Origin of the sequence: Gimesia chilikensis (genome assembly GCF_007744075.1) — a bacterium.
GTDB classification, from domain to species: Bacteria; Planctomycetota; Planctomycetia; order Planctomycetales; family Planctomycetaceae; genus Gimesia; species Gimesia chilikensis_A.
The window spans coordinates 1,799,786-1,825,089 of record NZ_CP036266.1; the positions used below are offsets into that span (position 1 = coordinate 1,799,786).

Sequence of the window (25,304 nt, forward strand, 5' to 3'; positions counted from 1 at the left end):
ACTGGAATTGATTCAATCAAAATCAATACCTGCGCTTGTCATCCAGACTGTTTTCCAGAACAGGACCCCAGCTCATGCACGCCTTTCGCCTCTTCACGACGGCAGTGGTCTTCAGTATTTCTTTTTCGATCTCTCACGCTGAAAAAACGAAAACATTTTCAGTGGGGATCGCCAAAGTCGATATCACTCCCGAGTATCCGGTCCCCTTAAGTGGGTATGCCGCTCGAGGATCGAAGCCGATCAATCAGGTGGAACAGCATTTATGGGCACGTGCCGTTGCTGTTGAGGATCAACAGGGTAAGCCACGTGTGCTGATCACTGTTGATAACTGTGGCGTTCCCGCTGAGGTGACGAAACAGGTTGTCGCGAATCTGAAAGATAAATACGAAATGACGCCATCCGGCGTTGTGATCTGTTCGACACACACCCATTCGGCTCCCATGCTGACTGATGTGTTGCCGAACCTGTTCACGAAAGATCTGACCAAAGAGGAGCAGGCGGTGATTGCCCGCTATACTCAGGAGTTGGCTGAGAAACTGACAGAGGTCGCAAAGCAGGCGATTCAGGATTCCCGTCCCGCACACCTGGAATGGGGAACTGGAACAGCCACCTTTGCCAAAAACCGCAGACAGATTACCGGGCCCGTCGATTACGAGGTACCGATTCTGGTCGTGAAAAGTCCGGAGGGGAAGCGTCGCGCGATTCTGGTGAGCTATGCCTGTCACTGTACTACATTAGGACCGGTCCCATTTATGTCAGGGGACTGGGCCGGGTGTGCAGTCGAAGGGATCGAAACCGATTTCCCAGGATGCATGGCAATGGTGGCCATTGGTTGTGGAGCCGATCAGAATCCCAAAGTCCGTGGTGACGATCAGGGAGCTGCCCGGGTGAATGGGCGGGGACTCGCCGATGGTGTCAAGCAGCGGTTGAAGACGAGTCTGACACCGATTACCGGCAGCCTGACCACACACAGCCAGGAAGTGAAGCTCCCCTTGGCGACTCTGCCAACAGAAGAAGAGTGGAAAATGCTGGCAAAGAAGCCTGGCATCACGGGCTACCATGCTCAGAAAAATCTGAAACGACTGGCACAGGGTGAGGCTTTAATCGATGAGATCGACTATCCAGTGAAATCCTGGGTCTTCGGCGACGACCTGGCAATGGTGTTTCTTGGCGGAGAGGTGGTCGTTGATTACTCACTGGCGATCAAGAGTAAATACGGTGAGAAAGTCTGGGTTTCTTCTTATGCGAATGATGTTCCCTGTTACATTCCGTCCGAACGCGTCCTGAAAGAAGGAGGCTACGAAGGGCGGAATGCGATGGTCTGGTATGACAAGCCGGGTCCGTTTGCACCGGGACTGGAGGAAAAAATACTCAAGACAGTAGCCGCTCAGATTCCCGTTGACTTTAAGCCTGCGGAAGATGTCAGCCGAACAGGCGGGAAACGACCTCTGACTCCGGAAGAATCGATTTCCCGGATGAATTATGCAGATGACCTGCAGATTGATGTGGTCGCAGCCGAGCCGCTGGTAGTCGATCCGGTGGCAGTGGAGTTCGGTCCGGATGGAAAACTGTGGGTTGTGGAAATGCGAGACTATCCGCAGGGCATGGACGGCAATCTCAAACCAGGGGGCGTGGTCAAATTCCTGGAAGACCTCGATCAGGACGGGAACTACGATAAATCAACTGTGTTTCTGGAGGGGCTGCCGTTTCCCACCGGGCTGATGGTCTGGAAAAACGGGTTGCTGGTCTGTACTGCCCCCGATGTGATTTATGCAGAAGACACCGACGGCGACGGGAAAGCAGACATCAACCGCAAGGTGCTCACCGGTTTTGCAACCCATAACTATCAGGCACGAGTCAACAGTCTGGCACCGGGCCTGGATAACTGGGTTTATGCTTCCGGGGGGCTTTTTGGCGGGATCATCAAATCGTTCAACGGCCAGACCGTCAATGTTACCAATCGGGATTTTCGCTTTCATCCTGAGACGGGAGAACTGGAGCCGGTCAGTGGGCGAACCCAGCAGGGGCGTGTCCGCGATGACTGGGGAGACTGGTTTGGTTGTCGGAATGGCAGTCTGTGTGTGCACTATCCCGTGGATGAAGCTTACTATCGTAAAAATCCGTATGTGGTTTCACCGCCGGCTGAAGTGGCCGTGCCTCGCGGTGATGACGCCAGTCAGTTATATCCTGTCGGGGAACTGGTTCAATTCCACCTCAGTGGACAACGCGGCCGACCGACGTCTGCCTGTGGACTGGGGCTCTATCGCGATGTCGCATTGGGCGAGCCCTTTTATGAAAATGCGTTTGTCTGTGAACCAGTGAATCAACTGGTACATCGCCGCGTCTTGAAACCAGAGGGAGTGACATTCGCCGGCTACCGGGCGAAAGAAGAGCAGGGACGTGAATTTCTGACATCAACCGATAACTGGTTTCGTCCCGTTCAGATGCGAACGGCTCCCGATGGCTCGCTATACATCGTCGACATGTACCGTTATCTGATTGAGCATCCCAAATTTCTCTCCCCGGAGTCCGTACAGAAACTGAATGTCCGCGCGGGCGAGACGCGGGGGCGGATCTATCGTGTGACACGCAAAGGGCAACAGCTCAAATCCATTCCGGATCTGAAACAGCTCAGTGCTGCGAAAGTCGCAGGGTTAATGGAAAGCAAGAATGGTACTCTGCGTGATATCGTGCAGCAGGAACTTCGCTTACGCGGAGATCAGAGTGCTGTTCCTGTCTTGAAACAGATCGCAGCAAAGGCCGAGTTCCCCGCCTCACGCCTGCAGGCATTGTGCACACTGGATGCGTTACAGGGACTTAATCCGGATCTGTTACAACCGCGGATTAACGATGCTCATCCGGGAGTCCGCCGCGAAGCGATTCGACTGTCGGAACCATTTCTGAATGAATCATCTCCGCTGGCTGAAGCGGTTCTCGCACAGGCGAAGGAGGAACAGGATCCGTCTGTGATTCTGCAACTGGCTTACTCTCTTGGTGATTTAAAAGGTGATGCCGCGACGACCGCGTTATTGAAATTGATCCAGCAGCATGCCGACAGTGTTTATATTCGCTCTGCAGTACTGACGAGTTTTGAGCCGAGCCGACTGGCATCCGCAATCGCATCACTTTTGCCTCAGGTGACAGCCAATCCGAAGATGCTGCCGGTACTTAATGCACTGACCGATATGGCAATCGCTTCGAAGCAGCCCAAGGTGTTGAATGACCTGGCTGTCCATCTGACTGCGCATGCTGCCGAAAGTCAGCAGATTCCGAGTTGGGAATGGAACCTGCTTGCTCAGTTGCTGCAGTCGCCTCAGGTGAAACAGCAGGGCCATTCGGATGCATTTCAGGAACAGATCTCGGCTTTGAGTCTGCGGGCCCGTGAGCTGGTATCTGATGTCGATCAGTCCCCGGAAGAACGGGTAAACTCCCTGGAGTTTGTATTAAGCCTGAAACAGAATCAGAAGGACCTCGATTTTGTTGCCGATCTACTCTCTCCGCAGACACCACTGAAGCTGCAGATTGCTGCATTGAGAAACCTGATCGCCACCCAGAATCCAGAGGCACTGGAGCTGGTGTTTGAAAACTGGAAGCAGTTTACGCCTTCTATTCAGGCAGAAGTTCTGAATCAGTTACTCCTGCGGGAATCGACGACTCAGGAACTGCTGAAACAGGTTGAACAGAAGCAGGTGCAACCGGCCCAGATTGATCTGACGAATCAACAACGACTGCTCGAACATAAGAATTCCAAGATTAAAAAGCATGCCCAGAAACTGTTTTCCGCGGCCAGCAGTGCCAGTCGGGAACAGGTGCTGAAGCAGTATCAGTCGGTTGATCTGAAACAGGGGAACCTGGAACGGGGGCGGCAGGTCTTTGAGAAGCAGTGTGCCAGCTGTCATCGCCTGGATGGTAAAGGACATGTGGTCGGTCCTGACCTGGCAGCACTGACGGATCAATCCAAGTCATTTTTGCTGACCTCGATTCTGGATCCAAATAAAGCCGTCGATGGTCGTTATGCTTCCTATCTGGCGGTAACAGAAGATGGAAAACTTAATACGGGGATTCTGGTTTCCGAACAGAGCAACAGTATCACGCTGAAAGCGCAGCAGGGAAAAGTGCTGACGATTCTGAGAGCCCAGATTGACGAGTTGATCAATTCAGGCAAGTCACTCATGCCCGAGGGACTGGAACGGGAAATTCCTCCCGCAGCAATGGCGGATCTGATTGTCTATCTCCAGGAACACAGTGCCCCTGTGAGCTACAAGTACGCGGGAGCGGTGACTCCGGATGCCAGTTATCCCGATGATGCACAGAAGCCGAAGCTGGTCGATCGGATGAACGGAACTCCCAAATTCAATGACGGCCAATGGGTCGGGTTCCGCTTCACTGGCGAGCACCCCCAGCCGCGCATTGAACTGGATCTGGGGAAAAAGATGCCTCTGCAGTCGTTGCGGATCGTGTATGGCGTCAATCATGAACCGGGATCAATTCATGCTCCGCGATCAGTGCGGGTTTCCTTCAGCAATAATGGGCGTGAGTTTGGTAATCCGGTACAGTTTTCTGAATTCGATAACCACCCGGATGGACTGGGGCTGTATGAAATTGATCGACGCATGATTGAAATCACGTTCCCGGAACAACGGGGACGGTTCGTACGCATCGATTTTCAAAGTGCCGGTCGCTGGCTGTTTCTTTCGGAAATCTCGCTGGCCAGTACCGCTACCAGCGATCAGTATCAGGCGGTGTCCGTTACATCCGGTGCTGCAGAACAGGCTGCTCCTGGAGTCGATCCAGTGGCCCGAATCAAGTCTCTGGTGGCAGATGTTAAAGTCGGTACTCCCGATGAATATCGCAACATTCCCGATATCTGGAGACAGGCGATTGCTGCCGGAAAACGAAATCAGGCGGATGAACTTCATCGCTTGCTGGCTGCTTCACTGCCGGACTTCGGGCAGTCGCTGGAGTGCTGGCAGGCCGTGGTGATAGGCGGCGGTGTAATCAACGGGATCACCATCGCCGGCGACTGGCCACGAACGAAAATCGAAAACATTCTTAAAGCCACTCCTCCGCTGGAAGTTCGCTGGAAGCAGTCGCTGCATGCTGCGGTCAAGATGGCCGATGATCCCAAAATAAAATCCGGTACCCGCTATGATGCACTGCGCATGGTGGCCATGCTCGACTACGAGAAATGTCAACAGCAGTTGAAACGTTACCTGATGGATGCGACACAGGCCGAATTGCAGATGGGAGCCGTCAGTGGACTGGGCGACATCAATACCCCGGAAGCGACCCAGGATCTGATCACCGCGCTGCCGAAATTGACTCCGCGGAATCAGAAGATTGCGGTCGAGGCTCTCGTCAGAACAGAGGCTCGTACGCAGATGCTGCTGCAGGCGCTGGAGAAAAAAGAGCTGACTGCTGAACTGGTGGATGCCGCAGTTCAGCAGCAACTGAAAATGTCAGAGAATGCCGAGATTAAGAAACGGGCACAGACCGTCTTTCCCTGACGGTCTGTGAAAGGGGCTCTTTACTTCGACAGTAAGACGTTGAGAATACCACGACAGAAGTCGGGGAGGTCACTGGGACGACGACTGCAGACAAAGTGTCGGTCCACGACAACCGGTGCGTCTTCCCAGATAGCGCCGGCATTGACGAGGTCGTCTTTGATTCCGGGAGAACCGGTGACTTTGACACCCTGGTAGATGCCGGCAGAGATCGGCATCCAGCCACCGTGGCAGATGGCTGCGATCAGTTTTTCGCTTTCATGGAATTCCTGCAGGAGTGAAAGTACCTTTTCATAGCGGCGGAGCTTATCGGGCATCCAACCGCCGGCGCAGATCACCCCCTGGAAATCGCTGGATGAAATGCTCTCAATGGTGGCTTCCGATTCTGCCGGATAGCCATGCTTACCCAGGTAGGTCTGATTGGACTCCAGTCCCGCCATGGTTGTCTCTGCGCCCGCTTCTTCGAGACGGAGCTTTGGGTACCAGAGTTCGAGGTCTTCGTAGTCCGCTCCTACGAACAGTAGAAACTTCTGTCCGGCGAGGGGGAGTGAGTCAGTCATAGGATATCCTTTAAGGTTTTGAGGTTAATTTTATAAGTGAAGCCGGCTATCTCATGCAGTCGGCCAGAAGAATCCGAATATGAGTCCGACGATAACCGCATACAGAATCGATTCGATTATATGTCCAGTGATACGATTGTGGAACCAGATCGCATGCTGCACGATAGCAGAGAGAAACGTCAGTAACGAGGCCAGGGCGAAAAAGCGAAACACGACTGCGAATTCTGCACCCGGCGAGAGTACCAGCGACGCGAGGCAGGCCAGCGCAAAGCTGATTACCAAGAAGTAAAGAAACGTCAGCCCCAGGTTTCGACCCATATTGACTTTGTCAAACAGGGTGATAATTCCACGGGGCCCCTGTTCCCACTTCTGCTGGTAGGATTCGCTTTTCATCTCTTCGGGGGTTTTGCAGCCAGGGAACATGTAGCTGCCCCGGGGCAGGTTCAGACCTCGCAACGCATCAAGGAACTCGTCTTCCTGTTCGATCTTAATCCAGTCTGATCGATGCAACTGGAAGACCATCCAGGACAGAAAGCTGGCAAAAAACAGTGCAACGGCAGATAACAGGACAGGTATCAGCAGACTTGCTACCATGTGTTCAACTCCCGAATGTTACAGGAAAAGAGATGCTGGATTGATTCGGTCTCATGATAAAAATTCAGGACCGGCATTCCTAGTACCTCACGAAGATTCATAGTCACATTAGCCAAGATGATCGGAAAGGATCCACATGCCTCAATTCATTGAACGCCCAGTCGTTGTAGAAGCCGCCGGTAACAAACCCAAGCAGATTGAAGAGTTCGTGGGGCGAGTGAATACGGGAGACGACGCGATCAGCATCGCCCGTATGGTTTCTCCCGGTGGCTGGGTGGAACCGGCTCAGACACCTGATTTTCGAGAAATGACCGTGGTTATGAAAGGCACGCTGCAGGTTGAGACGCATGAGGGAATGTTTGAAGTCCAGGCGGGACAGGGGATAATACTGGAGCCCGGCGAGTGGGTTCGTTACAGTACACCTGGCGCGGAGGGAGCCGAATATATCGCGGTTTGTACGCCCGCCTTTTCGCCTGATACCGTCCATCGCGACGAGGCATCCTGAAACTTTTAGAGTGAAGCAGGAGATACGCTGATGCAGTCAGGTCCGAATAGTATCCAGGAACTGGTACCGCTTCTATTTGTAGAAAATGTCACGCATTCTGTCTCCTTTTACCGGGATCAACTCGGTTTCGAGATGACGCTGAACTGGGAACCGGAGGGGAAACTGTCCTGGTGCCGGCTGGAGCGGGACGGCGTGGCTCTGATGCTGCAATTGGCTTGTCCGGATGAAGACGGGACGACTGAGGAACGGAGCAAAGGCATCGGTTTCTTTTTTCTATGTGAGGATGCACATGCCATGTACGAGGAACTGCGTGGCAAGGGGCTGGAACTGGAACCGCCGAAAGTGGCTTTCTACGGAATGAACCAGCTGTTTCTGAAAGATCCCGATGGTTATGAGCTCTGTTTTCAGAATCCGGTTCCTGAAAGAATGGCAGAATAAATCGAACACCGTGTGAAATCAGGAGTAGTTACTCACGCTCAAACAGATTCGTCAGCCAGACCACCTGGTAAGGTTTGAGAGTCAGTTCTGCTCTGAGGTTGGAATAAATTTCACCGCTGATCAAGTCGATCCAGGAATCGGTGCCGATCAGGTTGATCTCTGAGAGTGGCAGGATCTGTTCGGTATTTGACACATTGTTCAGCGCGAAAATACTCTGCTGTCGATCCATGCTCTGTCGCCAGAAAGCAAAGACGGCATCCCCCAGATGTAAAGTGAACTGGGTCGCGTTGGGATGGAACGCGGGCTGACGTCTGCGAACCTGAAGTAGATGGCAGAGTCCCTGGAAGACATGGGCGTGTGAGAAATTTTCATCGGCGAGAACCGCCTGTAATTGTTCATAGTCCCAGCGGTGCCGGTTGATGGAGCGGTTGTGCCCCGTGCGTTCGACGCCTTCCTGGTCGTTATGGGTCCCCAGAAAGCTGTGAATGTAAAGGGCAGGAATGCCTTCCAGTGCAATCATGATGGCATGCGCACAGAGGAAGCGGGGGATTTGCCATTCATCTTCTCCGTCGATTGTGCCTTTCATGGCGTCAAACAGAGAGATGTTGATCTCGTAAGGTCGCATGCCTCCTCCCGGAAGGGAGCGCATTGAGATGCGGCCGCCGAACTGTTCCATCATAGTGACCATCCGGTTGATTTCTTCGTCGTCCATCAGACCTTCTGCTGGTCGCAAACCGATCCCATCATGAGAAGCGATGAAGTTCAGATAAGTCGTACCGTGCAATGCAGGGGGCATACTCATCATCCAGGTCTTCAGATGCTGACAACTGCCGCAGAGCATGGCGTTGACCAGCAGTGGGGGCAGTGAGAAATTATAGATGGCATGGGCTTCGTTCGAGTTTCCGAAATAAGCCAGATTTTCGCGATTGGGAATATTGGTTTCGGTGAGAATCATGGCCTGGGGGGAGACAAACTGGATCAGGGTTCTCAGCAGGCGGACGATTTCATGGGTTTCCGGCAGGCTGAGACAGGTGGTTCCTGCGACTTTCCAGATGAACGCGATCGCATCGAGGCGAAAGATCTGTACGCCATGATCCAGGTAAAGTTTAACAATCTTCACCACTTCTTTAAGTAGCAGCGGCTCTGCGAAGTTCAGGTCGATCTGATCATGACTGAAGGTGCACCAGACGTATCGCGGTCCTTCTGGTGTATCGATGCGCTGCAGCAGTTCATTGGTACGGGGGCGAACAACATCGGCCAGGTCATCGTCCGGGCTGGCACAGAAGAAAAAGTCCCGGCCGGGAAATTCGCCACGTTTAAACTGTTGAAACCATTCGCTCTGACTTGAACAATGATTGATGACCAGATCCGACATTAACTGGAATTTTTCCGCGATGGCATTGATGTCTTCCCAGTCACCGAGGGTGGGATTCACCTGATGGTAATCGATGACGGAAAAACCATCGTCCGAGCTATACGGGAAGAAGGGAAGAATATGAATGCCGTTGATTGTATTGCTGAGATATTTTTCCGAGAAATGGAGCAGGGTCTGCAGGGGAGTCTCGTTTTCTGCCAGCAGACTGTCGCCATAAGTGATCATGACGACGTTCCGCTGGTCCCAGTGATTCTGATGCGTTTCCGGCGTCTGACACTGCCCGTCCGGGCACATGATGTCAATTAGATCCTGGGCAAACGCTGCATGGTCCAGCTCGGGATAAATGATCTTGAGATGGTTCTCGACCATGAAACGGTATTCACTGATGGCAGAGTGCGCGACAGGTTCGGTCATCGGTTCAGGCAAACTCCCGGTAATCATCGTCAACGGCGGTACACAAACGGGTAAAAATGTCGGGGACCGCACTTTGAACGCGGTTCCAACTGGGGATAAACGGCGTTTCCATGGGGTTATCCAGGAAGTGAATCCCCGCTTTTAACACATTTTCTGCAAACAGCTCAACGGCTTTTTCTTCGTTATGAACATCCAGTGCGAGACCATTGATGATGGCATCGTTGCGGTAGGTCTCAATAAAGTCCAGTGCTATCCGGTAGTAGGTCGCCTTGATGGAGCGGAAGGTTTCCGTGGAAAAGACAACGCCATTGGTGGCGAGTTTGCGGAAGATGCCTTTCGAGATATCAATCGACATTTTCGAAAGCCCTGCCTGGGCATCATCGACGGAGAGCTGTTGATGTTTGTGATCATAACGGTCAGCAATATCAACCTGGCACAAGCGGTTTGTCGAGTAGTTACGTTTGACTTCGGAGAGTACACCGATTTCCAGCCCCCAGTCACTGGGAATGCGAATGTCGTTGATCACATCGGTACGGAACGAGAACTCCCCGGCCAGCGGGTAGCGGTAACTGTCGAGATATTCAAGATAATCCAGCGAGCCCAGAATTTTCTTCAAAGCGCGGAGCAGGGGAGTCACCAGCAGTCGGGTGACGCGACCGTTCATCTTATTATCCGCCACGCGGGCATAATAGCCTTTGCAGAACTGGTAGTTGAAGCTGGGGTTGGCGACCGGGTAGATCAGGCGTGCGAGCATGCTGCGATCGTAAGTCAGAATATCGCAGTCGTGCAGTGCGACGGATGACGCGGTCCCCTGTGCGAGGACATACCCGAGACAGAACCAGACGTTGCAGCCTTTTCCGAGTTCGTTGGGCGCCAGTCCCTGGTTCTGCAGCAGCGTGTTGACTTCCTGCAGGCGGGGGCCGTCATTCCAGAGAATACGATGTTTCTGAGGCAGGCGACTGAAGAACTGGATCGCATGCTTGTATTGATTTTCGTCGGCCCGATCGAGTCCAATCACAATTTCCTGCAGGTAATTGACCTGTGCGAGTTCGGTGACAATTTTATCGAGGGCCGGGCCTTCCAGTTCGCTGTAGAGACAGGGAAGCACCAGGCTCATGGGGCGGATTTTGGAAAACTGGAGTAGCTCCGCTTCCATCTCTTCCAGCGATCGGGAAGAGAGATTATGCAGGGTCGTAATAATTCCGTTTTGGTAGAAGTCTCCCATACCAGATCTCCATGATCAATGTTTGAGCGCAACAACACGGGATGATCAGATTTGTTCGTCATCCAGTATTTGGGTCAACGCAGTGGCCCAGCCTTGTGGACCGGTTTCGTCAGTGATTATGACCGCAGACTGCTGTTCAAGATCAGGAGGTTCATGATGGGAAGAGCGCACAATGACCGCGATGTCTGCTGTTTTCAGCATGGCCACATCATTCTGGCTGTCACCCAGCGCTACAAATCGGGGCACACGTTGATCAGCCGATGCAAACCAGTTGCGAAACCATTGCAGACATTTTCCTTTGTCACACGCACCAATCACATGCACAAACCGGCCGCCACGCAGCAGCCGTAGACCATGATTGGCAATCAGTGCTTCAAACTTACGCAATTGATGTGCCGAGTCCTGCCAAATCAGGGGTTCGGAGAATTCACGGGTCATAGCCCGTCGGGCTGCACTTTCCGATAGTCCCGTATATTCAATGACTTCAGCGACTTCCATATCTGCAAATCCGGTAAACAGGAATTTTTCCTCCACCCGGATTTTTTGAATCAAAGTCAGAATTTCGGAGCGGACTGCCCCCAGAATGTGCACGTGGTCTCCTGAATTTTGAGCAGAGTTCTCCGCCAGGAAGTCGGCAGGCAGATAAAGTGCTGATCCATTTTCTACAACATAGGGATCTGAATTTTCCAGTTCATTGCGCAAACTCATCAGCTCCGCTGCCGTTTTGCTCGTATTGAGCATCAGAGGAATTCCGGCTTTCTTGAGACGTTCCATCACAGGGATCGCGGGGGCATAGGAATAGGTATCATGATCCAGCAGAGTGCCATCCAGGTCAGTCATGATCACGAGTGGCGGTGTTGTAGTCGGCTGATGGGGAGTTTGGGCGTTCATGAGCAGTGAATGATTCAAAGAGACAGGTACAGAGTTCAGAAGGGAGCGCATGGATCACGAAACGTGATTGTGCACGATCATAGCAGGATCACGACAGTCAAACAAACTGGCTGAATTTGCAGGAAGTTCGTACAAAAGCAGACATCCTCTCTGCTGAGTTTTCAGACTGAATCGGAGTTGCTACACTGAAATCAGTAATTACTTTAATAAGTTCACAAATTCGCAGACTAATCTTTCTAGTGGTGATCGCTCATGCTGAGGTCGTTAATAACGTTCGGACTCGTATTGGTTTTCCTTTCATCTCCCTTCACTGCAGAGGCCGCTGAACCGGCCAGTCAAGATCTGCAGGAACCCTGGCAGTCGCAGTACACAAAGGAGAACGCGACCGGCAAGCATGTGCTGGGGTTATGGACCTTTGATGGAGAGAAGCCCGGTGCAGATTTTTCAGGACATAAGCTGGACGCCACTTTTGATGGGGCTGAGATTGAACCCAAGGGCCGTTTCGGAGCCGCGATGCGTTCCTTTCCCGGTTTTCCGGTGATTGATAAGCGTCACTGGGCAATGGTGTCCGACTCGCCACACCTCTCACCCCGCGGTGCTTTCACCCTGGAGATGTGGATCAAGCCGGAAAAAGATATCGTAAAAGCTGCGACTCCTTATTTGCTGGATAAAAAATATGTCAGCGACACTGATTACCAGCTGGTGTTTACTCCCGCAGGGCGTACCGGCTCGCGGACTTTAAAGGCAGTCCTGGGGTTTGGTAACAAATCTGAGACCTGGTTTTCGAACCCAATGCAGCTCGAGCCCGAGACCTGGTATCACGTTGTGTTTCTGTACAATGGCGCGGGACGCGGTCGATTTCTGATTAACGGAATTCCCTGGGGGGAAAAGACCGTTAACGATGTGGGCGCGGTCGCAGCCGGTTCCCGTTATCTCACAATCGGAGATCGAACCGGAAGTAATTACGGCGGCTTTCCGGGACTGATCGATCAGGTGCGGATCAGTGAAGGGGAACTCGAATTTCGCCCCGTCCGTTTCGAACGGATTTCAGAGCGATCCTGTTTTGTCCGCATGGAACCCGAACGGACGCTCGATTTTGAGGTCACGAATTTGCAGCGAAAGCTTCTACCGGAAGCGACGGTTACCTGGTCTCTCAACGGACTGGTGCAGGGGACATCGACGCTGAAAAACCTGGAACCGGGGCAACCCCGCAAGGTTTCCTTTCCCTTAAATACCGCTTTACGCCCCGACAAGTATGAACTGAAAGCAGAACTGGAAACGGATAAGGAGACAGGGACAACAGCCGAGGCTTCGTTTCCGATCCAGATCGTCTCCCGCCCTCTGCCGGACCGGTTCCCGGTCGTGATGTGGGGAGCCGGGATCAATGAAATCGATCGCCTGAAAGAAATTGGTTTCACGCATGCCGCAGGTGTGCGGGCGAATTATTCCAAGATCTGGCAGGCTGGCAAGCCGACACTCGCCGATGACAAAGAACAGGTCCAGGCCCTGCGTGAGGGGCTGGATCGAGGGTTGGCAAACGGGGTTTCCTTTTATGCAGGACTTTCTCCCGGAGCCTGGTTGCGGAGCCAGGAGAAATTACAGCGAGTCAGCCGGGATGGAACACACCATGAGAGCCGGGAAGATATCTGCCCGCTGTTTCCAGAGATCAAAGAGTTTTGTTACAACGTGGGTGTTTCGGTTGCCGAAACGTATGGAGATTATCCTGCCTACGATTCTGCACTGCTGCATACCGAAGTTCGCGGGCATTCGCGTCCCTGTTTTCACGAGCATGACCGGGCCGCGTTCCGTAAATTTGCCGGGATTGATATTCCCGCAGAAGCAGGACCGCCACGGGGCGTGGATTATAAAAAACTGAAGGACTTCCCGTCGGACCGGGTCATCAAAGATGACAATCCGCTGTATGTCTATTACAAGTGGCACTGGAAGACCGGCGATGGCTGGAACGATCTGAACAGCGATCTGGAGCGGGGACTGAACTCGACCGACGACAAGATCTGGACCTGGTACGACCCCGCAATGCGGGTAGCGAGTGTGTTTGGTTCAGGGGGGGATGTCGATTATCTTTCACACTGGACTTATACCTACCCCGATCCGATTCGAATTAACGTGGTACTGGATGAATTGTTCGCCATGGCTCGCGGTTCCAGCAAGCATCAGGATGTGATGAAGATGACACAGATCATCTGGTATCGTTCACAGACTGCGCCACAGCCGAAGAAGACCGACAAAGACACTCCTCCCCTGGCAAGCTGGGAACGGGAGCAACCAGACGCGCCTTTTATTACAATCGCCCCCATGCAGTTACGCGAGGCGTTCTGGGCCAAGATTTCGCGCCCGATTAAAGGCATCATGTATCATGGCTGGCAGTCGCTGGTACCCACGGAATCGACCAGCGGTTATCGTTATACCAATCCCCAGACGCAGCATGAACTCAAACGGTTGATTCATGATGTGGTACAGCCACTGGGACCTGCACTGAAGCAGATTCCCGCTCCCCGTAATGACATTGCCTACTATGAAAGTTTTGCAGCCCAGGTCTTTGCGCGACGGGGAACGTATGGCTGGAACGGTTACTGGCTGGGTGATGCCCATCAAATGCTGCAGTGGGCTGGATTACAGACCGATGTGGTCTTCGACGAATCAATTCAACAGCATGGACTGGATCAATATAAAGTACTGTTCATGATGGATTGTGATGTGGTGACCGAATCTATATTAAAAGAAATCAAAGCCTTCCAGCAGCGGGGAGGCATTGTGGTCGCCGACGAGCATGTCGCTCCGGGAGTGAAGCCGGACCTGGTCATCACTTCATACAGAAGGACCGGAAATGCGGAGCAGGACAAACAGGAGCTGCAGAAGAAGGCATTGGAACTGCGTCAGTCGCTGGCGGGCAAGTATGAACGGTACCTGGATTCGTCGAATCCAGACGTGATTCCTTACTGTCGTCGAGGTAAGGCTGCGGACTACCTGTTCGTGGTCAATGATCGACGTGAATTTGGCGACTACGTGGGCCAGCATGGACGCGTTATGGAAAACGGTTTGCCTGCTGATACAACTCTGACACTGAATCGTCCTGCAGGTCACATGTATGACCTGGTACGTCACCAGCCTGTGTCTGTGAAACAGGTAGCAGGCAAGCAGGCGGCAGGGGTTCAACTGGCACCGGGAGCCGGAGGAATTTACCTGGTAACCGATCAGCCTGTTTCTGGTGTGACCGTGAAGGTGCCTGAAAAACTCAAACGGGGTGAGAGTGGCACTGTATCCCTCAGTGTCGTCGATCCGCAGGGGCAGCCGGTGTCGGCAGTGATCCCGGTCGAGGTTTCGATCGAAGATGCCGAGGGACGCCTGGCCGAGTTTTCCGGTTATCGGGCTTTGGTCGATGGGAAACAGGATTTCCAGATTCAGATTGCTCCCAATGACAAAGCTGGAATCTGGTGTGTCCGCGTCAAAGAACTGGCTTCGGGAAAGAGCACCTCTACCTTTTTCCGGGTGAGCGATGACAACTCTGCAGTGAAACCGCACGGGCGGAATATCAAAGGCTTCAATCCAGAACAGCCCGCCGGCTAAGATCCGCCTGAAAAGGCAGGGGGCATTGGTGTCATGCCTCCCTGCCACAATGCTTTCTTATAGAACATTCTGCTCCCTGAAATACGGGCGGACAGGTTCACTGCTGCGCCGATTCACAGGAATTCCCTCGATTCAGAGCCTTTCTGAAAATTAGTTTTCTTGATGTAACTCACATTTCGAATTCACGAAACATTAATCTGAAAAATTATTTGTGTGCTTTACCCCTCGCTCGTCGGGGCTTTTTTTTTGCGAATTTCTGTGAGTGTATTTTCTTCATTTGCTCACAGATTCTTAATAAATCAGCTCTAAGATGCCTTCCAAATCTGATGTGATTTCAAACGCGTCAGGTTTAGTTTTCCGCGGAAAGCTGACTTTGGTCGAGTGGACTGCAAGTCGCTTTCTCCTTCCTCACAAAACTGTTTCGGTGCACTGAAATGGCTTTGGTGTAATTTTCAATATGTCACAAGTTTCCTCAACAACTTTTTTGCCAGAGGCGGTTTCAGAACCTTCTGCAGCTGTGACGGGCCAGTTCCGTGAATCGTTGCGATCCGCCTGGCTGGTCGATCCTAAATATGATCTGTTGTTTCTGGTGAACCTGGGCTGGCCTTTGCTCGTACTGCTGCAGTGGTGGGGCGGGCTGGAAATTCAGAGTGGGATCAGCTTCTGGCAGGTCTATTTCATAACGACGCCGCACCGCTGGATTACGCCGGCATTACTGTTCATGGAACGCGATCGCCTGGAAGCAAATCGAAACAAATACATCCTGATCACAGTCTGTCTGCTGACCATTCCGCTGGCGGTCAAAATTTCCACCGGAGCGCTGACCTGTCTGTTAACCATTGATTATATCTGGAACGCGTGGCACTTCGCTGCTCAGCATCATGGAATCTACAGCATCTATGGTCGGAAGACCGGGGGGATATCTCCTCGACGGTCGCGTATCGACAAATGGCTGATGCGGAGTTTTCTGCTGTATGTCACGCTTCGGATCGCCAGCTGGGCTTCGTGGGGCAGTTCCACACCGGGGTGGGGAATCCTTGATTCTCTGTTTGCGACAATCCCGATCGGAATGATGTTGCGTGAATTCTGGCAGTTGCGGGCTCAGACTGTGGGCCGCTGTCTGTATTTTACGAGTGTGATGACGCTTTACCTTGCAATGCTGGGGGCAGTGGTGGCCCGAAGTCCAATGCTGCTGCTGGTACTGACCACGGCCTCTGCTCTGTTTCATTCGATTGAATATCTGGCGATTGTCAGTTGGGCCGTTGACCGGACGAACCAGTCTGGAAAACCAACGACTGATCTGTTTAAACGACTCATGCCTCGCTGGGGAATGATTCTGGCGGTCTTCATAGTCATTCTGGGGATGGGGGCCTGGCTGATGCAGACCCATCTGATGGAACTCTGGCTGACCGCAAACCTGATCATGGCCTTTCTGCACTATGCCTATGATGGTCTGATCTGGAAATCACGGAAGGCGGTAACGACATGAATGCACGTCAGTCCAAGTCACAGAATCTGAATGAGAATTCCACGTCTGACCTGATCAAATATAACTCCGTTCCCGACAGAACTGTCCCGATTGTTGCAGGGCTGTTTATTGCCTGTCTGTCAGGCTGGTGGGCACAGAGCATCCGCAACTCAGGTGGCCTAAGCCTGCCTTATGCTCGGGCCGACATCACGATTGTCAACTTTCTCTGTGTGCTGCCACTGGCGATTGTAGTAACAGAGTGGATGCAGGGCGTGCTCAAATACCACAGTCCGGGGCTCTTTAAGATTGTGAACCTGATCGCGCTGACCGGGACCGCCGGGATTCTCGTTTTTCTCTTCAGCAGCAGCCATGCCAGCGTGGCACTTAGTGAATACGATGCCTGGGAATCATTTATTCTGAGGCCCGTGATTGCATTCTGGCTGATTCTATCGTTGATCCTGCTGACAGGCAGGTTCTTCCGGACGGAAATCCCGCAAGGTTCCGTGCGGGCAGGTAAACTCGTGTGGAGCACGGTCTGTTTGACGGCATTGTTGGTTCCCGTGTTTTATATTCAGTCCCGCGTGGATGAAATGGCGCAACAGGTAGACGAATATCTGGGGAGCGGTCGACTGGGTGATGCCAGGCAAGTTGTACGCGAGGTCTGTATTCTTTCTCCCTGGGGCAAGATTGGAGGACAGCCTGCCGATGACGTAGCACGCGATCTGGATCATGACTGCTTTGGTGTAGAGCGGAGCCTGGCATACATGAACCAGCAGACATCCCACAATGAAGAGTCGACCTACCATCGTGCCCGGTTGCTGGCCATCCTCGGGGAAGATCAGTCAGCCATTGATCTACTGTTACCCTGGTATGACAAATCCACGGTCAGCCCGCTGACCAGCCAGTTACTCGGCAACCTCTATCAACAGCAGCAGCATTGGGCCGAAAGTCAGCAGGCATATCGCCGGGCATTACAGGCCTGGGAAAAGTTACCAGCTTCCGAACAGCAGCAGGCAGGCGTTGTAGCCTCCTGGAAAGGGATTGCATTTGCTGAACGAAAACGAGGGAACTATGAAGCAGCAGAAACTGCGTATCTATCGGCGTTGTCGCTGGCTCCCACAGCGGACCAGCACTTTCTTCTCGCGCAATATTACGAAGATACGCAACAGACAGCGAAAGCACGAGAATACGCTCATCAGGCGATGGCACTTGATGCGACTCGCTACGGGCAGTCTGGGCAGAAACTGATTACCTCTTTGCAGCAGCAACACTTTGGCTGTCTGCAGGTCTGGCGGAATGGAGAGTTTTAACCACGGTCAGGCAATGGAAATCGAGAGTCTAAAAGCTGCTGATCCATCAGGGATCAGGGCATTCTGATTTGAGATTGTTTGAGATGTTTTACCGAATCTGGAAACGTATTCGGTGCTGAGAGTATGGTCTTATTGTTCTCAAAAATATTTTTCTTTGTTTAACTAAGAAGGAGAGTCTTACCAATGCAACTTCAACAATCGCAGAAACAGTCGAGTCAGAACTGTCGTCGCGGTTTCACCCTGATTGAGCTGCTGGTGGTGATTGCGATCATTGCCATCCTGATTGCTCTGTTGCTACCCGCCGTCCAACAGGCTCGCGAAGCAGCCCGCCGGACACAGTGCAAAAACAACATGAAGCAGTTAGGGATTGCATTGCACAATCACATGGATACCTTTGGTGCATTTCCTCCCGGATATGTCTGCTATGATGAATCCGGGAACCGCTTTCAGACCGGCGGCTGGCAGAACGGACAGAATGAATTCGGTTTTCACTGGCTGGTCATGCTGTTTCCTTACATGGAACAGCCGGCCTTGTGGGACCAGATTACCGCTTGTGCCGATGATGACAAAACTGGCGATACAATAACCAATCCCTGGGATCATTGTGAAGCTATTGCGGTTTCCTCACACATCGGAAGAAAAGCATTACCCGGATTTAATCACTGTCCCTCCAGTCCTCGTGATAAATCACAATTTACTGATGGCAGTTATGGGCTGGAAGCGCTGGCCAAAGGTAACAGCTATGCGGCCTGCTGGGGAAGCGGAAATATGCTTTCCTGGGAAAGCCGGAGCACTAAAGGAGCTTTCGGCTGCTACTTCACGACGCAGGACAAGATCGCTATCGGGCACGGTGGTTCAGGTGACCTGTTTCAGAATGATAAAGGATCCATGGACAGTGACTTCACCGATGGGATGAGCAATTCCATCGCGATGAGTGAAATTGTCAGCGCAGATGGCTACAGCTCAACCAGCACCACTGATATCCGAGGCGTCTGGTTATCTGCAGCGATGGGAGCCACCATTTTCACAGCGTATAACACACCCAATGCACGCGTGGCTGATATTCTGGCAGCCTGTGATGAAAATATCTCAGGTACAACGAATCCTTATCTGAACTGTACCGAGGATCGTTCAACCGCAGATGTTTATGCCGCAGCTCGCAGTTATCATACTGGGGGCGTCAACGTCCTGATGGCAGACGGCGCTGTCCGTTTTGTCAGTGATAATGTGGATAAAAATTCTGTCTGGCATCCGCTGAGCACGATCCGAAATGGTGAGCCAATCAGCGATTTCTAAAAAGTGAGCTTCAAAAGTACGCTACGGACGGTGTCGTCTGTAGCGTTACTTTATTTGTATTCTTAGATAAGAGAGAAGAGGATGAAATACTGGGTATTGTGTCTGTTGATTTGTATGACCTGCGGTTGTGGTGGAAGCGATGCTCCACAGACGACAGTCGAACAGGATGTATTCGCTGAAGTGACTGGCCTGGGGGATACCTATGCCGATGAAAAAATGTTTCAGGACGCATTTGTTTCTGGTGCTGCTCCTCAGAACCGAGAAGATTACGGCAAATACGCCTACGTTATTGATGGTGAAGCAGAGATTGATGGCGATCAGGCCACCGTTCCGGTGAAGATCATCGGAGGAATCGTTTCCTCTCAGGAAGGAGACAGTGCTGCCAAAAAGAAAGCCGGTGAAAAGACGGAAACAAAAATGACCTGGAAACTGCAGCGTGAAGGGGAAGAGTGGAAACTCAAAGAAGCGCCCCTGCCAGGTTAAGCTGTCGCTGTGACACGTTACTATCGACGGCAAAGCCATTTCGATTTTTCGGGACACTGGTTGGGGTACTGACCATGCTGATGCTGTTCCCGGGCTGTTCTGACAGTGGTCAGCCCGGGAAGCAGGCACCCAGACGCACATCACAGTCAGATGCTCAAGAGCAACACCAACCAAAAAGTCTGTCTCCAGCAGAGTCCTGGCAACGTTTTCTTGCTACCAACTTCGCCGGGGATCAGGCGTGTGCGGAATGCCATCGTAAAGAGTATGACGCGCATCAGCGTTCCGGTCATTCTCATACTGCGATCCAGATGGCAGAAAGTCCTCTGGCAAAACGTCTGGCGGAGGTCGGTTCCTATCAGGATTCCCGTCGCGATCAGCGGTGGTCCTTCAAGCTGGACCAGGGGAAATTTCTGGTTAAAGATGAGAGCCACCCCACCATGCCCGCACTGGCAGTCACCTGGCTGTTGGGTTCGGGGATGCACGCCCAGACTGCGATTGCCGTTGAACCACGCCGCAGACAGGGAGTGGAACTTCGCTGGTCCTGGCTGGCCAGTCAGAATGGACCGGGGCTGACCCCGGATCACGAACCTTATGATCAATTCAATCGCAACAGCATCGAATGTTTTGGACGTCCGATGAATGCGACCGATGTACTGGCCTGCCTGGGATGTCATATGACCGTGGGGCCTCCTCCCGGGGCACCATTACGGACCGAATATTTTGTTCCCAATGTCGGGTGTGAACGCTGTCATGGACCGCGGCAGAAGCATGTCGAACTGGCGCAGCAGGGACGGGGAAATGAAATCAAACCGCTGATCAATTACCGCAACGCGGAGGAGTACATCGCCGCCTGCGCGGAGTGTCATCGCGATGCCAGCGATCTGACCGGGCAGGAGCAGCCGCATGAACTGGTACGGTTCCAGCCTTACGGACTGAAGAAGAGTGCCTGTTATCTGAAATCCGACGGTAGACTTTCGTGCGCAAATTGTCACGATCCACACGATGCGACATCACATGATCGGGCGTTGTACCGCAAACAATGTCAGTCCTGTCACCAGGCAACAGAGTCCAGCATTTGCCCGATCCAGCCCCAGGGCGATTGTATTGAGTGTCACATGCCGGCTGTCGAATGGACCGCCGGTATTAAGTTCCATGATCACTGGATCCGGAAGCCGCCAGTGGTGAATTAAACGGGGGAATCACATGCATTCAGAAGATTATTGCTGTGGTGCGAAGGGGTTTTTGAACCCGTTTGGCTCCTGCACGTCGATGGAAATTTTAATCGCCTGGTAGCCACTCACTTTTTCAAAGGCAGGTAGTTGTACACTCAGTTCTCCGACGAGTCTGATTTCATCAATCTCTTTGAGCTGGCATGGTAAGTTCTGATCCGCTTCCAAGGCCAGCATCACTGTTTTTTCTAAAATCGATTTGTCGATTCTAAATTCAGAACCGGCAGCAAAATAAGGAATATTATAGAAGGCAAGCTGATGCCTGACCCGACAGGTCTGAAATTCATTATATTTTATAAAAATCCAGCCTTTGAAATCTGCAGCCGTAGCACCGGTTGGTTTTTTCACTTTGATGATAGCATCCTGATTAGCACCCAAAACAGGATATTTCGTATCTCCCGTCAGATGTAGCGTGGCATTGATCGCCTCAGACCCCCATTCGTAGTTTGACTGCTTTTGGGCGTTTGGCGTAGCTGCTGGGATGATCTGGACGGTTGTTGGACGAATTACGTCTTTCAGTTGAACCGGTTTTATCGTGAGTGGTTTTTCGAGTTTAAAGATGGGGAGTTCTGCGGAATCGGCGTTGTGAAAACGCAGGTAACCAGTAACAGCGATGGAACTGATTTGTTCTCCAGTCTGAATGGAAGCCGTCGGGACCGCACTGATGATTGCTTTTTTAAGATCATCTAGAGAGAAACTGAGATTTTTCTTGGATGACAAATCGACGTCGAAAGGACCAATGGTCTCTTTATCCAGTTTGGTTTTGTTTCCTGCCGGATCCACTTTGGTTGCTTCGACCCAGGCTGCCAGTTGTGCAATCTCCGGGGAGAATACTTTCGGAAGATTTGGGTCGGAGACATTTTTCAGATTGAGCAGCGGCTTTTTTTTATCGTTTTTTGCATTGGCAAAAATCACATCTGTTACACCGCCGTTACTGACGATCAATTGCGCCGAAATTTCGGAAGTTTCCCATTCGTAGCGGCTGATGTGTTTTTCATCGACGTGATCGGAAATCGCTTTCTTAATTTCAGCATCGTTGTCAGGAGATTTGACAACGGGGATTTCGAGGACATTGGAGACGCCATACGGTGTGGCGACGCGAATGCCAATGACTTCGGTTTCCGTTTTACCGTCATATTGGACTTTGTAGGTGTTCAAGTCTTTGGGGATACTCACTTCCAGTACCTGACGGCTGAGCATATTTATTCTGCGGGTCGGCAGGGGAGACTGATCTGATGGGGTGGTCGTATTCGTGGAGATGTTGTTGATCGTCGTGTTGCCGGCAATCACTTTCGTATCCATGATGTTAAAGTTGTCACCTACCAGGAACAGAGAGGTATTTTCTTTTTTGGGGTTATAGCCGGGTTCCCCATAAAAACCTACCAGTTCAGGACCGAGACTGGTTAAAGAACCGGAGAGGGCCTGGAAGCCACCCTTGGAAAAGTCGACAGGCATTTCGACATAAGCGGTCTGGAGCGGTAACCGTGCTTCTAGTTGGTCGACGGCTCTCATCAGGCGATAGACTTCCCCTTCGCGATAGAGGTGTTCGTCTTTCAGACACTGAGCCTTGGCACTTCTGAGATCCACAATATCCCGGCTCAGGCGGACAGTATCCTGTAGAGAAAATTCTTTATCTTTGGGTTTGGTCAGTTTGTACCAGTTAGAGCGCGTGTCGAAGGTGACATACGGGACAAAGCCGGGAGCGACGATAATCGCCACGCATTCGCGGATGCCCGGTTCCAGGCGATGGTCTTTCAGAACATCGTCTCGCGAGGGGCCGCCCGCCAGTGTCTGGAAAAACGTTTTGACGGTACCGTCGATCTCCGGACTCTGGAAGCGGGGGCGGAACCGCCAGCCGAATGTGTTGTCTCCGTGGGCAAATCCGACGACTGTTTTGTTGAGGGCGATGGTTTCTGAATCCAGAGCGATCTTGCGAGCGTACTGCGAAAAATTACGGGCACTCATTTTCCCGTTGGCAAACGCGAGAGAAGCGGCCAGCTGTAATTCTCTTCGCATGGAGAAAGAGTCTGCAATATTCTGATCCTGACTGATCGGGTCAATCGTGAAGACCTTTAAGGGCCAGCGGCATTTGACGTATTCATTAAAGGCATGTTTAGTTTCGAAAGGTATGAGTTCGCTGGGCAGGTAGAATTCCATTCCTTCATCGGCCACGACACAGTGGCAGTTTTTCTCTTTGGCGATGCGGTTCATGTCATCGTAGAGTTTTTGATTCAGTAATGAAGCTTCGATCAGAATGCACCAGGCGAGGCTTTCCTGAATCTGGTAGTCGTAAGGTGCCATGCGGGTTTGGTGGATTTCAGGGATCTCCTGGCTGATCAAGTCAGCAAATTCCAATTGTAATTGCAGTAATTGCTCATCCTGTCCGTTACGAATCGCTTTGTAGAGCTGATTCGCAAATGATCTCCAGAGATCGGGATTTTCTTTCATGCGAAGATGTAATAAATCGTAGGATGCCTTCAGCTCTTCTTGTAAAAATTCTCGTACAACCGTATTGGGGATTCGTCCTGGTTTTCCTTGATAGAGATCAGCCAGTTTTCGACCTAGTTCAACAAGTGTACTTGTCTCGTAAAGATTGGGAGACGGTTTTCCATCATGATTCCAATGGTGAAAACTGCGTCCATAAATTTTTCCGCGAACACTACCTGGTACAGAATAGCGTGCTTTTCTACCACGTGAGAGTGCATTCGTGGAAAAAATCATACCCATGGATTCAAGAATCTTCCTGAGTTTTCCACTCGAGTCAGATAGCTCATCAACTTTTAACAGTCTTTGATTGATATCATAACTATTCTTTAAGCAACAATTTTCTGTTTCTAAGTTTTTTTCAAGTAACTCAATCTGAGCAGTAATTTTACCTGCATCCAATTTAAGTTGATCATAACGGGCCAGTAGTTGTGTCTGTTGTGTCTGTTGTTGTGATGGTGAGGGGGGGAGCTTAGGAAGGCACTTGGGACACGAATTCGAAGAGAGTTGCATCTCGATTTTGATTAAATTGTTTTCAATCGGTGTCTTTATCTTTTGGAGCCTTGAGATTTGATTTTTTAATTCGATATATAAATTAGCTTTTTGTTGGACTTCATCTTTCGATAGATTTAACTCTTGCATTTTATTATCTAGACATGATTTTTCTTCGGCAATCCAGTCAAGAATATCATTAAGAAGACCATCCTGCGTGATATCTTTTTTAGGAGGAAACTGATCCCCATAAAACTCTTTCATGATACGAAATACCTGCCCCATCGCCTTCCATGTTTCAAGGTCCACATTTCTCAGGGTGGGAATGGTCAATTCATCCACCAGGTCATTAATCACCCATTCTCGAAACGAACGTGGGAGCGTTTCTTCGCTGAGAACCGGAGTAGCCGTAATGGTAATCTCGGCGCCATAGCCTTCCCGTGTTTTTTTGCCGGGTAGGATAGAAACGGGGATACGGACCAGATTGATGGAGTAACCGGGGCTGTCGCTCACGTCGTCCCCTTCATTCTGACGGCGGATCTGATTTAAATGATCAAGGTATCGCTTGAGCTGGTTTAGTTCTTCTACCGGTTCCAGCCCGATTCCACTGGTCTTTACTCCTCCAAAACCTATTGCATTTGATAGCAAAGTTTGCTGTTGAAAGTTGGGAGTCGGGATTGTGAATGGCTCTGTTGACGGAGGATTGATGGGGGTTCCGGGAGGCTGACCTGTTTTTGTTGTCGTTCTTTTTGTCACTTTCTCAGACTCATCAAGAGTTTCTTCAACGACAGTCGTAGAATCGTTAGTAGCTCCTGAACTCATAATCATGGTTGGTTGAGTAACGACCGCCTGGGTACCGCTGATGGCTGCGGACAGGGTAAGCGCGTTGACTAAAAAGGCCTGATCACTGCGCGAAAGATTTCCGTTGAGGAGTACTTTGAAGTCATCGAGTTGCTGCGCCATAATCTGTTCGAACTGGCTGCGATGCTGGGTGAGGCGGGCTTCCCCCCAGACATCGGGCTTCTTGGCGATGACACTGCCGTATTCGTCGATATGTGATTCCAGAGAATCAATTTCTTTCGCCAGACATTCCACGGAAGATTTGGGTTTTCTGTAGAACGGATTCTCTGCCTGAGTTACAGACTGGCTGGTGAACAGGATCACTAAAATCCACACGAATCCAGATCGCTTTTGTTCTTCCTTGAACATTTCTTGAGTTCCTTCTGGGTATTCGGGGCATCTTGCTCCCGGTCTGTTTGAAATTGTCCAGGTATATTGTCAGGGGTATGGAGGTAAATCCAGACGCAATTTTATATCGGTAATAAAATGTTTAGTATTTTATGTGATTATATGTGAATAAATAAATGTCCGTAAAAGTGATATTTATGTATCATAGGCAGTCTGGATTTACTATATTAACATGTGAAAGTGTCCTTACGTTTATCGTA

15 protein-coding genes are annotated in these 25,304 nt (G+C 51.4%); 9 read left to right on the forward strand and 6 right to left on the reverse strand.

Annotated features, from left to right (window positions below):
* Positions 1–74: 74 nt before the first annotated feature.
* Positions 75–5,507, forward strand: a complete 5,433-nt coding sequence (locus HG66A1_RS06905) for a neutral/alkaline non-lysosomal ceramidase N-terminal domain-containing protein (protein WP_145181452.1) — start codon at positions 75–77, stop codon at positions 5,505–5,507.
* 20 nt (positions 5,508–5,527) lie between these two features.
* Here the strand turns inward: HG66A1_RS06905 and HG66A1_RS06910 are convergent, their stop codons facing one another.
* On the reverse strand, positions 5,528–6,064 hold the full coding sequence (locus tag HG66A1_RS06910) for a type 1 glutamine amidotransferase domain-containing protein (protein ID WP_145181453.1): 537 nt from the start codon (positions 6,062–6,064) through the stop codon (positions 5,528–5,530).
* 51 nt (positions 6,065–6,115) lie between these two features.
* Positions 6,116–6,658: a hypothetical protein gene (locus tag HG66A1_RS06915; RefSeq protein ID WP_145181454.1), complete on the reverse strand. Its 543-nt coding sequence runs from the start codon at positions 6,656–6,658 to the stop codon at positions 6,116–6,118.
* Positions 6,659–6,794: 136 nt separating this feature from the next.
* Here HG66A1_RS06915 and HG66A1_RS06920 point away from each other — a divergent pair, with 136 nt between their 5' ends.
* Together HG66A1_RS06920 and HG66A1_RS06925 are read left to right on the forward strand one after the other, a co-directional pair.
* Positions 6,795–7,163: a cupin domain-containing protein gene (locus HG66A1_RS06920; protein ID WP_145181455.1), complete on the forward strand. Its 369-nt coding sequence runs from the start codon at positions 6,795–6,797 to the stop codon at positions 7,161–7,163.
* A 30-nt stretch (positions 7,164–7,193) separates the two neighbouring features.
* Positions 7,194–7,601, forward strand: a complete 408-nt coding sequence (locus tag HG66A1_RS06925; protein WP_145181456.1) for a VOC family protein — start codon at positions 7,194–7,196, stop codon at positions 7,599–7,601.
* 28 nt (positions 7,602–7,629) lie between these two features.
* On the opposite strand, the gene HG66A1_RS06930 is transcribed toward HG66A1_RS06925, so the two are convergent.
* The 3 genes from HG66A1_RS06930 to HG66A1_RS06940 are packed head-to-tail and all read right to left on the reverse strand — an operon-like array spanning position 7,630 to position 11,506.
* Entirely contained in the window at positions 7,630–9,390 is a 1,761-nt protein-coding gene (locus HG66A1_RS06930; protein ID WP_145181457.1) for a sugar phosphorylase, read from the reverse strand.
* 4 nt (positions 9,391–9,394) lie between these two features.
* A complete protein-coding gene (locus HG66A1_RS06935) occupies positions 9,395–10,615 on the reverse strand; it encodes a glycosyl transferase (protein WP_145181458.1) in 1,221 nt (406 codons plus the stop codon).
* A gap of 45 nt (positions 10,616–10,660) precedes the next feature.
* The gene (locus tag HG66A1_RS06940; protein ID WP_197997013.1) at positions 10,661–11,506 is read right to left on the reverse strand and encodes an HAD-IIB family hydrolase; all 846 of its coding nucleotides are present in this window, start codon (positions 11,504–11,506) and stop codon (positions 10,661–10,663) included.
* A gap of 252 nt (positions 11,507–11,758) precedes the next feature.
* On the opposite strand from HG66A1_RS06940, the gene HG66A1_RS06945 reads away from it, so the two are divergent.
* The 6 genes from HG66A1_RS06945 to HG66A1_RS06970 all read left to right on the forward strand — a co-directional run bounded on the left by HG66A1_RS06945 (position 11,759) and on the right by HG66A1_RS06970 (position 20,841).
* A complete protein-coding gene (locus tag HG66A1_RS06945) occupies positions 11,759–15,094 on the forward strand; it encodes a LamG-like jellyroll fold domain-containing protein (RefSeq protein WP_145181460.1) in 3,336 nt (1,111 codons plus the stop codon).
* 517 nt (positions 15,095–15,611) lie between these two features.
* Positions 15,612–16,583 carry a hypothetical protein gene (locus tag HG66A1_RS06950; RefSeq protein ID WP_145181461.1) on the forward strand — a complete coding sequence of 324 codons (972 nt, stop codon included), beginning with the start codon at positions 15,612–15,614 and terminating at the stop codon, positions 16,581–16,583.
* Positions 16,580–17,872 carry a tetratricopeptide repeat protein gene (locus tag HG66A1_RS06955; RefSeq protein WP_145181462.1) on the forward strand — a complete coding sequence of 431 codons (1,293 nt, stop codon included), beginning with the start codon at positions 16,580–16,582 and terminating at the stop codon, positions 17,870–17,872. The genes HG66A1_RS06950 and HG66A1_RS06955 overlap by 4 nt, the downstream gene beginning before the upstream one ends.
* A gap of 183 nt (positions 17,873–18,055) precedes the next feature.
* Complete coding sequence (locus HG66A1_RS06960) at positions 18,056–19,168, forward strand: DUF1559 domain-containing protein (RefSeq protein ID WP_145181463.1); 1,113 nt, start codon at positions 18,056–18,058, stop codon at positions 19,166–19,168.
* A gap of 81 nt (positions 19,169–19,249) precedes the next feature.
* Positions 19,250–19,651, forward strand: coding sequence for a hypothetical protein (locus tag HG66A1_RS06965; RefSeq protein WP_145181464.1), 402 nt, complete (start codon positions 19,250–19,252; stop codon positions 19,649–19,651).
* 74 nt (positions 19,652–19,725) lie between these two features.
* On the forward strand, positions 19,726–20,841 hold the full coding sequence (locus HG66A1_RS06970; RefSeq protein WP_197997014.1) for a multiheme c-type cytochrome: 1,116 nt from the start codon (positions 19,726–19,728) through the stop codon (positions 20,839–20,841).
* 27 nt (positions 20,842–20,868) lie between these two features.
* Here HG66A1_RS06970 and HG66A1_RS06975 read toward each other — a convergent pair whose 3' ends face one another.
* Positions 20,869–24,819: a hypothetical protein gene (locus HG66A1_RS06975; RefSeq protein ID WP_145181465.1), complete on the reverse strand. Its 3,951-nt coding sequence runs from the start codon at positions 24,817–24,819 to the stop codon at positions 20,869–20,871.
* Positions 24,820–25,304 lie beyond the last annotated feature (485 nt).